The organism is Variovorax sp. LjRoot130, assembly GCF_964253755.1.
Classification (GTDB): Bacteria; Pseudomonadota; Gammaproteobacteria; order Burkholderiales; family Burkholderiaceae_C; genus Variovorax.
In genome coordinates, this window is sequence record NZ_CAXURM020000001.1 from 2,939,918 (window position 1) to 2,953,063 (window position 13,146).

The 13,146-nt window shown below is 66.9% G+C and carries 15 protein-coding genes; 4 read left to right on the top strand and 11 right to left on the bottom strand.

Annotated features, from left to right (window positions below):
* Positions 1 to 6: 6 nt before the first annotated feature.
* The 7 genes from sctJ to sctV form a co-directional block, all read right to left on the bottom strand.
* Positions 7 to 780: a type III secretion system inner membrane ring lipoprotein SctJ gene (gene sctJ / locus ACSQ86_RS14625; protein WP_436309014.1), complete on the bottom strand. Its 774-nt coding sequence runs from the start codon at positions 778 to 780 to the stop codon at positions 7 to 9.
* Positions 777 to 1,193, bottom strand: a complete 417-nt coding sequence (locus ACSQ86_RS14630) for a hypothetical protein (protein ID WP_436304131.1) — start codon at positions 1,191 to 1,193, stop codon at positions 777 to 779. Before ACSQ86_RS14630 ends, sctJ begins: the two co-directional genes overlap by 4 nt.
* Before the next feature lie 68 nt (positions 1,194 to 1,261).
* Positions 1,262 to 1,465 carry a hypothetical protein gene (locus tag ACSQ86_RS14635; RefSeq protein WP_436304132.1) on the bottom strand — a complete coding sequence of 68 codons (204 nt, stop codon included), beginning with the start codon at positions 1,463 to 1,465 and terminating at the stop codon, positions 1,262 to 1,264.
* A gap of 150 nt (positions 1,466 to 1,615) precedes the next feature.
* On the bottom strand, positions 1,616 to 2,788 hold the full coding sequence (locus ACSQ86_RS14640; protein ID WP_436304133.1) for an FHA domain-containing protein: 1,173 nt from the start codon (positions 2,786 to 2,788) through the stop codon (positions 1,616 to 1,618).
* A gap of 2 nt (positions 2,789 to 2,790) precedes the next feature.
* Positions 2,791 to 4,575, bottom strand: coding sequence for a type III secretion system outer membrane ring subunit SctC (gene sctC, locus ACSQ86_RS14645; protein WP_436309015.1), 1,785 nt, complete (start codon positions 4,573 to 4,575; stop codon positions 2,791 to 2,793).
* Positions 4,572 to 4,838, bottom strand: coding sequence for a type III secretion system export apparatus subunit SctS (gene sctS, locus ACSQ86_RS14650; protein ID WP_436304135.1), 267 nt, complete (start codon positions 4,836 to 4,838; stop codon positions 4,572 to 4,574). Before sctS ends, sctC begins: the two co-directional genes overlap by 4 nt.
* Positions 4,839 to 4,883: 45 nt before the next feature.
* A complete protein-coding gene (sctV, locus tag ACSQ86_RS14655) occupies positions 4,884 to 6,956 on the bottom strand; it encodes a type III secretion system export apparatus subunit SctV (protein WP_436309016.1) in 2,073 nt (690 codons plus the stop codon).
* Positions 6,957 to 7,255: 299 nt separating this feature from the next.
* Here sctV and sctQ point away from each other — a divergent pair, with 299 nt between their 5' ends.
* Positions 7,256 to 8,365 (top strand): type III secretion system cytoplasmic ring protein SctQ, encoded by a 1,110-nt coding sequence (sctQ, locus tag ACSQ86_RS14660; protein ID WP_436304137.1) that lies wholly within the window; start codon positions 7,256 to 7,258, stop codon positions 8,363 to 8,365.
* 10 nt (positions 8,366 to 8,375) lie between these two features.
* Positions 8,376 to 9,035, top strand: a complete 660-nt coding sequence (sctR, locus tag ACSQ86_RS14665) for a type III secretion system export apparatus subunit SctR (RefSeq protein WP_436304138.1) — start codon at positions 8,376 to 8,378, stop codon at positions 9,033 to 9,035.
* Between the two features lie 15 nt (positions 9,036 to 9,050).
* On the opposite strand, the gene ACSQ86_RS14670 is transcribed toward sctR, so the two are convergent.
* Both ACSQ86_RS14670 and ACSQ86_RS14675 read right to left on the bottom strand, forming a co-directional pair.
* Positions 9,051 to 9,458, bottom strand: a complete 408-nt coding sequence (locus tag ACSQ86_RS14670; protein WP_436309017.1) for a RidA family protein — start codon at positions 9,456 to 9,458, stop codon at positions 9,051 to 9,053.
* Positions 9,455 to 10,153 (bottom strand): FMN-dependent NADH-azoreductase, encoded by a 699-nt coding sequence (locus ACSQ86_RS14675; protein WP_436304140.1) that lies wholly within the window; start codon positions 10,151 to 10,153, stop codon positions 9,455 to 9,457. Before ACSQ86_RS14675 ends, ACSQ86_RS14670 begins: the two co-directional genes overlap by 4 nt.
* A gap of 90 nt (positions 10,154 to 10,243) precedes the next feature.
* Here ACSQ86_RS14675 and ACSQ86_RS14680 point away from each other — a divergent pair, with 90 nt between their 5' ends.
* A complete protein-coding gene (locus ACSQ86_RS14680) occupies positions 10,244 to 11,176 on the top strand; it encodes a LysR substrate-binding domain-containing protein (protein ID WP_436309018.1) in 933 nt (310 codons plus the stop codon).
* On the opposite strand, the gene ACSQ86_RS14685 is transcribed toward ACSQ86_RS14680, so the two are convergent.
* Positions 11,154 to 11,513 carry a DUF1428 domain-containing protein gene (locus tag ACSQ86_RS14685; protein WP_436309019.1) on the bottom strand — a complete coding sequence of 120 codons (360 nt, stop codon included), beginning with the start codon at positions 11,511 to 11,513 and terminating at the stop codon, positions 11,154 to 11,156. The genes ACSQ86_RS14680 and ACSQ86_RS14685 overlap by 23 nt on opposite strands.
* A 329-nt stretch (positions 11,514 to 11,842) precedes the next feature.
* Here ACSQ86_RS14685 and ACSQ86_RS14690 point away from each other — a divergent pair, with 329 nt between their 5' ends.
* Positions 11,843 to 12,226, top strand: a complete 384-nt coding sequence (locus ACSQ86_RS14690; RefSeq protein ID WP_436304142.1) for a DUF427 domain-containing protein — start codon at positions 11,843 to 11,845, stop codon at positions 12,224 to 12,226.
* A 10-nt stretch (positions 12,227 to 12,236) separates the two neighbouring features.
* Here the strand turns inward: ACSQ86_RS14690 and ACSQ86_RS14695 are convergent, their stop codons facing one another.
* On the bottom strand, positions 12,237 to 13,142 hold the full coding sequence (locus ACSQ86_RS14695; RefSeq protein ID WP_436304143.1) for an SDR family oxidoreductase: 906 nt from the start codon (positions 13,140 to 13,142) through the stop codon (positions 12,237 to 12,239).
* Positions 13,143 to 13,146 lie beyond the last annotated feature (4 nt).

Here is a 13,146-nt window from a genome sequence, read left to right on the forward strand (position 1 = left end):
GTGCGCTCAGCGCTTCAGTACCTGGCGGCGCACCCAGGTGCGCCAGTCCTGACCCTGCCGGCGCAGCAGGGCCGGCAGCGCCATGAGGCAGATGGCGGCCAGCAGCAGCAGGGCCAGCAGCACCATGGCAGTCTGGGTCGAGAACAGGCCGAGCACCATCGGCGACACGCCTGCATCGGCGGCGGGCGTTGTGTTCGACATCCGGCGCGTCTCGAACAGCGACAGCGACACCTGGTCGTGCGTGAGCCCTTCGATGCTGTGCGCCACCATGTCCTTCACCGCCGGCGCGAGCAGGCGCAGGTCGACGTCGGGACGGTGCTTGATGAACACCGCCGCGGACGAGGGCCTGATCTTCTCGCTCAACGGATCGTTGGCCGGAATGACCACGTGCACGCGCGCTGCCACCACGCCATCGACGTTGCGCAGGGTCTGCGACAGCTCCTGCGAGATGGCATAGATGTAGCGCATGCGTTCCTCGGAAGGCGTGGACACCAGGCCCTGCTTCTGGAACACCTCGCCCATGCTGGCATAGCGCTCGGCCGGCAGGCCCTGCACGCGCAGCACGTCCAGCGCCTGGCTCAGGCGGTCTTCCTCCACCTCGATCTGCCAGTTGCTGCCCTCGAGCTTCGTCTTGGCCGCGCCGATGCCTTCGGTCGACAGGGCGGCGACGATCTCGTTGGCCTCCTGCTCCTTGAGGTTGGAATAGAGCGCGACCTTGCAGCCCGCCAGTGCCAGCAAGAGCACGAGCGCGGCGAGGCGCGAGCGTCGGGGCAGCCTCATTGCTGGTTCTTCAGCAGGCCGCCGAACAGGCTGGTCGCGGCGCTGGCCAGCCCGGTGGAAATGTGCATGCGGGCAAACATCATGTTCGCCTCCATGGCGTGATCGGTCATCACGAACATGGTCTTGATGGGGTCCGCGAAATCGATGGACTCGAGCATGCTCTTGCGCATGTCCTCCATGGAGCGCACGTTGCCCGACAGCTGCGCGGCCAGCGACTTGGCCGCGTCGCCGATCGCGCTCGGCGCGCTCGTCCCGGCGGGTGCCTGCACGCCCTGCATCATGTTGGCGAACATGCGCGTCTCGCCCGGCTCGAAGCGCGACGGGCTCGCGCCTTGCTGCGCCGGATGGGACGCGGCGGATGCAGCGACTTCCGGCGGCGCGCTGACGGCTGCCGATGCGATGGGATCGGTCATGTTTTGCTCTCCTTGAAAAGAAAAAATGGGGCCGCGCGAAGCCCTGCGGCTCCACGCGGGCCTCCCCGTCAGTTCTGCTTGGCGGACTGGCGGATGTCGTTGCCGGTGGACTTCGCCACTTCGGTGCCGGCGGCGTTGGCGCCATTCACCGTCTGGGCCGTGGCCGCTGCGCCCGAGATGGTGGCGCCCGCAGCCATGCTGACGCTCATCAGCTTGGCCTGGTCGGCCGCGGCTTGCTGCATCTGCTGGATCGAGGTGTCGACTGCGCTCATGGGGAAACTCCTGTCATGGTTGAGGTTTTTTCACTTGCGGATGAAAGCGCTCCGTCCTGGAGAACGAAGCCATTCCATGCGGCGGGCCGTGGGCGTCGACGCACGAAATCGGGGAACGCGGGTTGAAGGCGGCATGGCTGGGCATGTCCTTCACCGCGCGGGTTTCTTGTTGGGCACGCCGCCGCTCAGGACCAGCCCGTCGGCGTCGATGCGCTTGAGCTCGGCGCCGGAGCGCAGCACCGAGCCTTCGTAATAGCGGTTGCCGTTCGACAGCTGGATGTGGCGCAGGCCATCGCCGTCGTCGGTGATGCTCACCATGCGAGCCGGCAGCACGCTTTGCCAGCTCTCCCACTGGGCGCGCATGTCGTCGCCCTTGGTCTCGGCCTTGGGCTGCTCGCGGTACTGCACCTTGTCGGAGACCAGCACCGAGGGATGCAGGTCTTCGCCGAGGCGGCGGATCTTCTGCCGCACGGCGGCGTCCTCGACGGTGCCGGTCAGCACCAGCCGGCCCTGCCCCGTGTAGGTCACTGCCACGCCGGGATCGTCGACATAGCGGCGCGCCTGCTCGACCATGTCCTCGGCCGAATGAACGTTGACGCTGACCTTGCTGCCGAAGCGCGCCATCGCCGCTTCCAGCGTCTGGCGGCGCTGCTTCGATTCCACGTAGCCCTTGACGCCGAACTGCCCGCCGGGCGCCGCGATCACCTCGATCTCGGGGAAAGGCGCCAACGCCTTTTCAACCTCGGCCAGGTTCACGCTGCTGCCGTTCATCAAGGCGCCGCGATCGCCGCCCAGCGACATCGCGGCGAGGCCGAGCACGGCCAGCAGCGCCACCACGCCGCCCACCCACAGGCCCAGGCGCTGCGTGCCCGAAGGTGCCTGTCGCGCCAGGGCATCGCCTTCCGGCAATGCGCCATGGGCCGGCGCGAACATCCGGTCTTCCTGCGCGTTGACGGGATAGCTGCGGTCGAGCTGAAAGTCGATCTGGCCGACGCTCACGATGTCGCCGGCCACCACGCTCTTGCGCGGCTGCTGCATCTCTTCGCCGTTGAGGCGCGCCGAGGCGGTGCCCAGGCGCTGCATCGACACGACCAGTTCGCCGACGGTGAACACCAGGTGGCGCGGCAGCACGTCACCGCCCGGCAGCATCACCTCGCATTCGCCCCCCGAGCCCAGCACGTTGATGCCGGGCTTGAGCACGATGGTGCGTCCCTTCACCGCGCCGCTCAGGAAGCGCAGGCACCAGCCGGCCGCCTGCGCCGGCATGCCTTGCGGGGCTACGGACTCGGCCTGCTCGTTGTCGAACGGAATGTCGCCATTCATGCTCAACCTCCCGGCTCGGGCAGCGGCAGCATCGGCACCGAGGCCGTGGAGCCCGGCGTGACCAGGCGCGGCGTCAGCAGGTAGAAGCGCTCCATGTTGGCCTGCTTCTTGTCGGTGTACCGGAAGAGACCGCCGACGCCCGGGATGTCCTTCAGCAGCGGAACACCCGTGACGGCATTGCTCTTCTCTTCCGACGAGTAGCCGGCGATCAGCAGGCTCGCGCCCTCGTCGACCAGCGCCTGCGTGTTGACGGTGCGGCGGCGCACGATCGGGATCCTGTCGACGGACTGCGGACTCAGGTCGCCGTCGACGATGTCGATCGACATCATCACGCCGCGTCCGGCCTTCTCGTCGATGATCAGCGGCGTCACGCGCACGGCGGTGCCGGCGGTGATGCTGAACAGGCCCGCGTCCTGGAAACCGTCCACGCGCACGTAGAACTCGCTCAGGTTCTCCAGCACGGCCTCGGTGTTGTCCAGCGTCATCACCTTCGGGCGCGCCACGAAATTGGCGCTGCCGTTGGTGGCCAGCGCGGTCACGCGGGCCAGCAGGTAATTGCGCGCGCTGTTGCCGATGGCGGCGGTGAACATGCCGCCCAGCGGCGTGAGCGGATTGCCCGAGGCGTCGACGCTGCCGATCTGGCCGGCCTCGCTGCTCGCGCCGCTCCAGGTCAGCGGGCCGCGGTCACCGCGGCCAGTCTGCAAGTCGGCGTGCCGGCCGTGCAGGCGCCAGTCGATGCCCAGGCTGCTGAGCGTGTCGGAGCTGATGTCCATGATGGTCACCTCGATCTCGACCAGCCGCGGGCGCGTGTCCATCGATTCGATCAGCCGCGCGTACTGCGCCATCTTGTCGGGCATGTCGCGCACCAGCACCGCGTTCATGCGCGTGTCGGCCTGGAACTGCGGCAATTCGTTGCCGGCGAGGCTGGCCATGCCGCCGAGAGCGCTCGCGTCGCCGCCGGGGCCAGCGCCTGCGCCCGCGATATCGATCTTCGGCGCATTGATGGTCTCGCCGCTGCGCAGCTTGATCTGCCGGTTCGGCCCGACCGAGAGGGGCCCGATGGTTCCCCGGCCACCCGAGCCGCCGCCCGAGGACTGATTGCCGGCGCGGCCGTAGAGGCTGCGCAGCACGTTGGCCACGCCGGGGATCACGGTCTCCTTGCCCGAGCGGTTGATCCGAAAGTCGGAAGCCCAGGCGTACTTGAGCGGGAACAGCCGGATCTCGGCGCCCTCGGCCATCGCGCTCTTCTGGTCCGCGAGCTTCACGGCCTGGCGCACCATTTCGACGTAGCGTCGCGGGCCGGTCACGTAGACGCTCGCGTCGCGCTCGCTGATGCTGAGCGGGTAGCGCTCGTCGGAGATGTGCAGGCGCACCAGCGTCTCGGCGATGCGCCCGGCGTTCTCGGCCGCGATCGGCAGCACCTCGCTCTTCGCATCGGCGGCCAGGTCGACGAAGAGGAAGGCGCCGTCGAAGTACCAGGTGAGCCCGTTGACCGAACAGACGCTGTTGAGGATGTTCTTCGCCGGCCCGTCGAACTTGCCGCTGATGACGCCGCCGACCTTGGGATCGATCACCGCCGTGATCCCCTGCGACGACGCCAGCTCGCGCAGGAAGTCGTTCAACGGCTTCTCGTTGGCGATGATCTGGAAGGGCCTGTTCTGCCAGCGGAGCTCGGCAGCCATGGTGTGCTGCACGAGAAGCAGCATCAGCACCGCGCAGCCGAGCAGCATGAAGGCCTGCCGGCGGACGAGATGAAGGCGCGTGACGATCATCATCGCGGCGGTCACGACAGCGTGGTCAGCGACAGGAAGGCACGCTCGGCGAAGCGCATCACGTCGCGGCCCAGCCAGCCGGCCGTGACGATGATCGCCACCATCACCGCGATCAGGCGCACCGACTGGCCGATGCTCTGGTCCTGCACCTGCGTCACCGCCTGCAGCACCGCCACGACGAGCGACGACAGCGTGGACACCACCACCACCGGCAGCGAGATCCACAGCACGAGCAGCAGGCCCTCGCGCGTGATGTCCAGAATGTTCTGCGGTGTCATGGCTCGTTTCGGTTCCCTCGGAAATGAGGTCGTTGTTGTCGTTCATCAATGCGCTTGGGGATTGGTGATCCAGCCCACCGGCTGCAGGGCCACGTCGTCGTCGATCTCCTGATAGGACAGCACCGCCAGCTGCGGCGCCACCGGCTCGATCAGGTTCTTGACGTAGCGCCGCACGTCGGACGACGCGATCGCCACCACGCGGTTGGCCGTCGAGCCGAGGATGCGGCGCAGCTGTTCGCGGATGTCCTGCGTGACGGCCGGGCTCAGCAGCAGCAGGTTGCCGCGCGGCGAGCGCTCGATGGCGTTTTGCACCCGGTCCAGCAGGCTGGACTCGAACAGGATCGCCTCGAGCTGGCGATTCGCGCCGACGTAGCGGCTGGTGATATAGCGCCCGAGGTGGATGCGCACCAGCTCGGTCAGCGCGATGCCGTCCTGCTCTTTCGCGGCCCACATCGTCAGGCTCTCGAAGATGGCGTGCAGGTTGCGGATCGGAATGCCTTCCTGCAACAGCCGGCGCAGCACCTCGGCGATGCGCTGGGCCGAGGCCACGCGCAGCACCTCGGCCGCCAGCTCGGGCGCATCGCGCTGCACCGAATGCAGCAGGCGCTGCACCTCCTGCAGGCCGATCAGATCCTTCACGTGGCGGCGCACGGTGTGGTCCACGTGCTGGGCAACGACTTCCGCGCCGGTCCACGTCGTCATGCCGGGGTCCGCGTTGGGCGCCCACACCACCCGCGCGAAGGGGCCGAAGGGTTCGGCGACTTCCGCGCCCGGCGGCGTCGCGACGGCCTGCGCCGGATCGAGCAGCAGCCAGCCGGGTTTGAGCATGCCCCTGGCCACCGCGACGTCGTGCACCAGCACCTGGTACTCGTTGTCGGCCATGCCGCCCGCATAGTTCAGCTGGAGCCGCGGAAAGATCGGCCCGAGGTCGGATTCGACCGAAGTCTTGACGGCCGACAAGTGCTGGTCGAGCACATAGCGATCGACCGCGGCGCGCAAACCGGCCGACAGGCGCACAGCCAGCGGCGCGGCGATGGCGTGGTCGGTGTCGGTTTCTTCGGCGGCCACCCCGTCGCCGTGCGAGATCCAGCCCGGTGTGTTGCGCTGCTGGCGCAGCATGCGCATCGCGAAGCCCAGGCCGAGCAGGATGGCGGCCAGCAGGCCGAACACCCACTTCGGAAAACCGGGCACGACGAGAAAACTCGCCACCGCGAGGCCGGCGATGATGAGCGCGCGCGGATGGGCCATCAACTGATCGCCGATCTGCTGCGCGAGCTGCGAGTCGCGGCGGTCGCCGGTGCTCACGCGCGTGATCACGATGCCGGCCGCGATCGACACCAGGAGCGACGGAATCTGCGACACCATGCCGTCGCCCACAGTCAGGATGGCGTAGCGCTGCAGCGCACCGCCCAGCGTCATGTCGTGCATCAGCGTGCCGATGGCAATGCCTGCGAGGATGTTGACCAGCGCGATCACGATGCTGGCGATGGCATCGCCCTTGACGAACTTCATCGCGCCGTCCATCGCGCCGTGCAGCTGGCATTCCTGCTCCAGCAGCTGGCGGCGCTTCTGCGCCTTGGCGGAGGACAGCACGCCTGCGCGCACGTCGGCGTCGATGCTCATCTGCTTGCCCGGCATCGCATCGAGCGCGAACCGTGCCGCCACTTCGGCCACACGCTCCGAGCCCTTGGCGATGACGATGAACTGGACGATCGCGATGATCAGGAAAACCACGCCGCCGACCACCACGTTGTTGCCGACGATCAGCTTGCCGAAGGTGTCGATGATGTGGCCGGCATTGGCCTGCAGCAGGATCAGCTTGGTGGAAGCGATGTTGAGCGCGAGGCGAAACAGCGTGGTGAACAGCAGCAGCGACGGAAAAGTCGACAGCGACAGCGCCGAGGGCACATACATCGCGATGATCAAAAGCACCAGGCTGATGGCCAGGTTGCTTGCGATCAGCAGGTCCAGCAGCGGCGTCGGCAGCGGCAGCACGAACAGCGCGACCACCACCACGAGCAGGCCCGCGAGCAGCAGATCGTTGTAGCGGCCGGCGTTGCTCAACAGGTCGCGAACGCCGCCACGGTACTGCTGTAGAGATCGCGAGGGGCTCGCCATTGCGTCCTTGCTTTAAGGTTTCTTGGAGACGTAGTAGGCCGATGTGCTTAGCATCAAGCTGGCAGCGAACGTGAAAAAAGTCACGCTGCGGCGCACTCTAAGCGCCGCCATCTGTTCACAGCAACCACGAGTTCTCGTAGGTATGCAGAACTTGTCGCGTGCACGGCACTACGCATTTGCGTACTACCTGCGATACCTTCGTTTCGCTAAGCTGCCCGTCCCGATGCGAGAGGTGTACGCATTGCTTCGAGGCCCATGGACAGTGACAAGACGCAGCAGTTGTTCGAACGAAAGCATGCATGCCGACCGGGCCTGCTGAAGCGGTGACGGAACTCGGCGAGGCCCGCATCCTGCCTCGCGCCGATGCAGCGAATGTGCGTGCGCTCAACCGTCTCTACGCGGCAGCGCCGCAGCACGGCGTGGCGGCCAGGGGCGTGAGCTACCGGCTCGCGTGGCAACACGATGCGGCCGTCGGCCACACGACGCGCGATCGCTACAGCTTCCGGCTCGGCGCGCATGTCGGGCATCTGGCGATGGATGCGCCGAGCATGCAAGTGCTGCTCGGCGAACGCCGCATCGACCTGCTGCCGCGCGACCTGCGCTACATCCTGCTGGCCGATGCACTGCATCCGGTGGTCGACGCGCTCGAGAAGGCACTGCGCCTGCACTTCGAATGGCAGCCATCGGAGGCCGAGGCGCGCGACGCGCGGGAAACGCGCGAGCAGCCGCTCCTGCATTGCGACCCGGAGCGCGCGGCCTTCTTCGTCGCCACGCCGTCGGACGGCGGCGCGATGCTGCGCGGCTTCGTGCAGTTCGACGACGCCGCCACGCTCGACGCGCTCGTACCTGCGGCCACCGGACTCCGGCATGCCGCGCGCACCGGCGATGCCTTCGACGCCTTGCACCTGCCCGTGAGCTTCAGTCTCGGCAACACGCCGATACAGCTTCGCGAGATCAGCAGCATTCGCCCCGGCGACATCGTCGGCATCGAGCAATGGAGTTCTTCGGGTGCCGCGATCGTCGTCACCGCCGAGCTGGGAGGCCCCGCGGGGCTGCACCTCTCCGCCCTGGCCGAAGGCTCGCGCATCACCGTTCAGCAATCGAGAAACAGCGCCATGAAGCCAGATATGCCCGCCGATCCTGCGAACACCGCAGACAACGTCAACCTGCCGATCGACCGGCTCGATGCGCTGGAGGTGACGCTGCGCTTCGAGGTCGGCGACCTGTCGCTGTCGCTCGGCGAACTGAAGAGCATTCGCGCCGGGCACATCTTCGACCTGGCCCAACCGCTGAACCGCAGCCCGGTGCGCATCCTTGCGCACGGCAACGTGCTTGGCAAGGGCTACCTGGTTGCCGTGGGCGACCGCCTGGGCGTGCGCGTGTCGGAGTTCGCGCCCGGCGAAGTCTAAGGCCCTGACGATGCAAGGCGGAATACCGGAGCCCCTCACACTCGTCGCGGTGATGGTCGCGTTCGGCCTCGCGACCTTCGCGGCGCTGATGGTGACGAGCTACACCAAACTGGTCATCGTCTTCGGCCTGCTGCGCACCGCGCTCGGCCTGCAGCAGACACCGCCCAACATGGTGCTCAATGGCATTGCGATCATCCTGTCGGTCTACATCATGGCGCCGGTCGGCATGGACATCGGCGACGCGCTGCGCAACCGCAGCTTCGGCGTCAAGGGCGAAAGCATGGGCGACATCATGGCGGTGATCGATGCAGCCAAGGTGCCCGTGAAGGAATTCCTGCAGAAGCACACGCACGAGCGCGAGCGGCAGTTCTTCCTCAAGTCAGCCTCCAACATCTGGCCCAAGGCCAGGGCCGAGCAGCTCGGGGCCGACGACTTCATGGTGCTGGTGCCCAGCTTTACGCTCAGCGAGCTGACGCGGGCCTTCCAGATCGGCTTCATCATCTACCTGGTGTTCGTGGTGGTGGACCTGATCGTCGCCACCGTGCTGCTCGCGCTCGGCATGTCGATGATCGCGCCGACCACCATCTCCCTGCCCTTCAAGCTGCTGCTGTTCGTGATGCTGGACGGCTGGACGCGGTTGGTGCACGGGCTGGTGCTGTCTTACCGCTGAGGCCGAACGTCCCGCCTAGGCAGGCACCACTGCCGTCGCCTCGATCTCGAACAGCATGCCGTCGAGCGCCAGCCGCGGCACCGGAATGAGCGTGCAGGCCGGCTTCCGCGCATCGCCCCAGACACGGTCGAGTTCGGCGCTGAACACGTGAAGCCGCTCTTCGGTGTGATCGACGATGAGCACCAGAAGGCGCGCGACATGCGTGACCTCGGCGCCGGCCGCAGCGAGCGCCACGCGCATGTTGCCGAGGGCCTGGCGGGCCTGCGATGCGTAGTCGGGCGGCAAGCTGCCCTCCGCCGTTTCGCCGCCCTGCCCTGCAACGAGCACGAGCCGGCTTCCGGGCGGGACGATCGCGAGGTGCGAATAGCCGTTGGGGGCCGGGTCGTAGAGTCCGGGCGGGTTGATGAGCTGAATGGCGGTCATGCGTTTTCCATCATGAGTTGAAGGTGTGAGGCCGAGAGCTTATCGACCAGCCGATCGACCGCGAGATCGGCCTCGCCGAGCGACTGCGCCAGCCGCTCGCCGCCGAACTCGTCGTACTCGACGGCGATCTCGTGCACCTCGCGGATGCCGATGTAGCCGAACACCGAACGCACGCTGGCCTCTGTGTGGTTGAGGTGCGCGATGCGCTGGCCTTCGCCGTAGCCGAAGTCGCCGCGCGAGCCCAGCAGCACCAGGCGCTTGCCTGCATCGGCCAGCAAGGGCCAGTAAGGCACCTCGCCGCGCGCACGGTCGAAGCCGAAGGTGCGGCCCACGCGCACGATGTTGTCGATGTAGGCCTTGAACTGCGCCGGGACGCCGAAGTTGTACATCGGCAGGCCGACCACGATCAGGTCGGCGGCGATGAGCTGGTCCACGAGACGGTCGCTCTCCGCAAGCACTTCGTGCATCCACGGCTCGCGCGCCGTGGCGGGCGTGAACGCAGCGTGGATCCAGGGACCCGTGACATGCGCGGGCGGCGCCTGGCCGACATCGAGGTAGTCGATGCGGTCCGAAGGCCGCGCCGCATGCCAGCGCGCCACGAAGCGCGCAGAGAGCCTGCGGGTATGGGAACCATGGGGATCGATGCCGGAGCGGCCGGGCCGAGCACTGGCATCGATGTGCAGAAGCGTGGTCATGAAAGGGTCTTTCCTGCGTGGCAATGAATGAATTGGCGTATTCAATTTAGGGTTACGCCACCCTTTGCACAAACGAGGATTTCTTCCTGCATGGATGAGCTGCATTCACCTGTGAGGCGACCCCGCCGGCTGCCGCCGCTGTCCTCGCTGCGCGCCTTCGAGGCGGCCGCAGCGCACCTGAGCTTTCAGCGCGCGGCGGCCGAACTCTCGGTCACGCCCACGGCCATCAGCCACCAGGTGCGCGGACTCGAGAGCACGCTGGGCCAGCCGCTGTTTCGCAGGCTGACGCGCCAACTCGCGCTCACGCCGGCCGGGCTGCGCCTGTTCCATGCGCTGCGCGAAGGCTTCGACATGCTGGAAGCCGGCGTGCATGCGCTGCGCGAGCGCTCGGCGAGCGACACGGTCACGCTCACGACCAACACCGCTTTCGCGGCCAAGTGGGTGCTGCCGCGCATGGCGGCCTTTCGCGCCGCCTGCCCCGGCATCGAGCTGCGCTTGCATGCGAGCGATCTGCTGGTCGATCTCGCGCGCGGCGATGCCGACCTCGCGATCCGCTCCGGCAGCGGCGGCTGGCCGGGCCTGGTGACGGCCGAGCGCTATGCGCCGGTATGCAGTCCGCTCCTGGGTTTGAAACGCGTGCAGGATCTGCCGAAGCACCGGTTGATCCACAGCGACTGGCAGCCGCAGGCGCGCGCACCGGCCGTGTGGTCGCGCTGGTTCGAGGAGGCCGGTATCGCTGCGAGCAAATCGCGCACGACGCGCGCTGCCTCAGGCCTCTCGTTCTCGGACGAAACGCACGCCCTGTTCGCCACGCTGGCGGGGCATGGCGTGGCCTTGCTGAGCCTCACGCTCTGCGCCGAGGAGTTGCGAAGCGGCGCGTTGCTGCAGCCCTTCGGGCCCGCACTCGCTACCGGCAGCTATTTCCTCGCAGCCGCCGAAGGGCGCGAGCATGAACCGGCGGTCCGCGCGGTGTGGCAGTGGATCGCCGGCCAGGCCGGACTCAGAGTTCGACCAGCGGGCTGAAGCCGCCCCAGAACATGCGCTTGCCGTCGAAGGGCATGGTCTTGGGATCCATCATGTCGGCCAGGCGCGGATCGCTCATCACCTTGGCGTTGACTTCGTCGCGGTGCTGGCGCGACTCGAACACGATGTACGAAAAGATCACGGTCTCGTCGTCCTTCAGTTTCACGGCCTGCGGAAAGGAGGTGACTTCACCGGACTTCACATCGTCGGCCACGCATTCGCGGTATTCGAGCGCGCCATGCTCGCGCCAGATCTTTCCCGCCTTGGTGGCCATCGCGCGATAGACCTCGATATTTGCTTTGGGAACGGGAACGACGTATCCATCGACATAGGACATTCGAAATCTCCTTGGGGTTGGGATGAAACACAGAACCTGTTGGTTCAGTATAAGCCGGCCTCGACGCCAGTTTCAAGTCCCTGCAACTTTGTGCCGATGCCCTGGAAGAAGGTGTAGGAAAACATCCCGCGGTCTCCTCGGCATCCCGACATGTCCCCCGCGCCCGTGGACAAGCTTGTGGAAAACTGCACTGGGAACTTTTTAGATCGTTGTCCCACGGGGCCTGCGCCCGGATTGCCTCCAGAAGCAGCAGTGGAACACTTGACAGGCCGGAAGTGTCATCGGATCGCTCATACCCTGGCCGCCGCCGTTCAACCAAGGACAGACACATGCAGGAAAAACCCGTGAAGATTCCCGGCCCGGACCATCCGATCACCATTGCCGCGAACCCCGCGCGCGTGGTCGTGAAGGCCGCCGGCCGCGTGATCGCCGACACGCGCGAAGCCTTGACGCTGCGCGAAGCGAGCTACCCCGCCGTGCAGTACATCCCGCGCAAGGACGTGGACATGTCGCTGCTCGAGCGCACCGAACACGCCACCTACTGCCCCTTCAAGGGCGACTGCGCCTACTACAGCATTCCCTCGGCCGGTGAGAAAGGGGCGAACGCCGTGTGGACCTACGAGCAGCCCTACGCGTCCGTCGAGCAGATCAAGGACCACCTCGCCTTCTATCCCGACCGCGTCGAAGCGATCGAGGAAACGCCGCAGGGTTGAAGGGGGAGTCTCAGCCCGCGCGCAGCTGTTCGCGCAGCTTGGCGCCGATCTCCGGCCGTTCCAGGAAGGGATCGGCCGGATTCGAGATCGACACGATGCTCTCCATGCGGCTCTTCACGTTGCCCAGCGCCTTCGGGTGGCTGAACACGTAGAACTGGTTGGCGCTGATGGCATCGAACACCATCTGCGCCACTTCGGCCGCTGTCACCTTGCCGCTGCTGACGGCCTTGTTGCTCATCGCCTGGCCGATCAGCTGGCTCTTGGTGAGTTCGCCGGCAGCGAGTGCATCGGGCCGGTTGCGCTCGCTGCTGGTGATGCCGGTCGGCACGAAGTAAGGGCACAGGAGACTGGCGCCGATCTGGTCGGTGATGAGCTTCAGGTCTTGGTAGAGCGTTTCGGTGAGGCTCACCACGGCCGCCTTGGCCGCGTTGTAGACGCCCATGTTGGGCGGCGCCAGCAGGCCGGCCATGCTGGCGGTGTTGACGATGTGGCCGCGGTACGAAGGGTCCCTGGCGGCGGCTTGCAGCATCATCGGCGTGAACAGGCGCACGCCGTGGATCACGCCCCAGAGGTCGACGCCGAGCACCCATTCCCAGTCGGCCACGGTGTTCTCCCACACCAGGCCGCCGGCGCCCACGCCCGCGTTGTTGAAGATGAAGTGCGGCGCACCGAAGCGCTGCTGCACATCCTTGGCGAGCTGCTCCATCTGCTGCGCATCGGCGACGTCGACCTTGCGCGCCAGCACCTGCGCACCGGCGGCTTCCATCTCGGCCTGCACGCGGTCGAGTGCGTCCTGCTGCACGTCGACCAGCACGAGACTCATGCCGCGCGCCGCGCCGATGCGCGCGCACTCGAGGCCGAAGCCGGAACCGGCGCCGGTGAGAACTGCGGTGGTGCCCTTGAAATCCTGAATCATTGCC

Coding starts and splice junctions, on each gene's coding strand:
- sctJ (WP_436309014.1), bottom strand. CDS start 780: ATGAGGCTGCCCCGACGCTCGCGCCTCGCCGCGCTCGTGCTCTTGCTG.
- ACSQ86_RS14630 (WP_436304131.1), bottom strand. CDS start 1,193: ATGACCGATCCCATCGCATCGGCAGCCGTCAGCGCGCCGCCGGAAGTC.
- ACSQ86_RS14635 (WP_436304132.1), bottom strand. CDS start 1,465: ATGAGCGCAGTCGACACCTCGATCCAGCAGATGCAGCAAGCCGCGGCC.
- ACSQ86_RS14640 (WP_436304133.1), bottom strand. CDS start 2,788: ATGAATGGCGACATTCCGTTCGACAACGAGCAGGCCGAGTCCGTAGCC.
- sctS (WP_436304135.1), bottom strand. CDS start 4,838: ATGACACCGCAGAACATTCTGGACATCACGCGCGAGGGCCTGCTGCTC.
- sctV (WP_436309016.1), bottom strand. CDS start 6,956: ATGGCGAGCCCCTCGCGATCTCTACAGCAGTACCGTGGCGGCGTTCGC.
- sctQ (WP_436304137.1), top strand. CDS start 7,256: ATGCCGACCGGGCCTGCTGAAGCGGTGACGGAACTCGGCGAGGCCCGC.
- sctR (WP_436304138.1), top strand. CDS start 8,376: ATGCAAGGCGGAATACCGGAGCCCCTCACACTCGTCGCGGTGATGGTC.
- ACSQ86_RS14670 (WP_436309017.1), bottom strand. CDS start 9,458: ATGACCGCCATTCAGCTCATCAACCCGCCCGGACTCTACGACCCGGCC.
- ACSQ86_RS14675 (WP_436304140.1), bottom strand. CDS start 10,153: ATGACCACGCTTCTGCACATCGATGCCAGTGCTCGGCCCGGCCGCTCC.
- ACSQ86_RS14680 (WP_436309018.1), top strand. CDS start 10,244: ATGGATGAGCTGCATTCACCTGTGAGGCGACCCCGCCGGCTGCCGCCG.
- ACSQ86_RS14685 (WP_436309019.1), bottom strand. CDS start 11,513: ATGTCCTATGTCGATGGATACGTCGTTCCCGTTCCCAAAGCAAATATC.
- ACSQ86_RS14690 (WP_436304142.1), top strand. CDS start 11,843: ATGCAGGAAAAACCCGTGAAGATTCCCGGCCCGGACCATCCGATCACC.
- ACSQ86_RS14695 (WP_436304143.1), bottom strand. CDS start 13,142: ATGATTCAGGATTTCAAGGGCACCACCGCAGTTCTCACCGGCGCCGGT.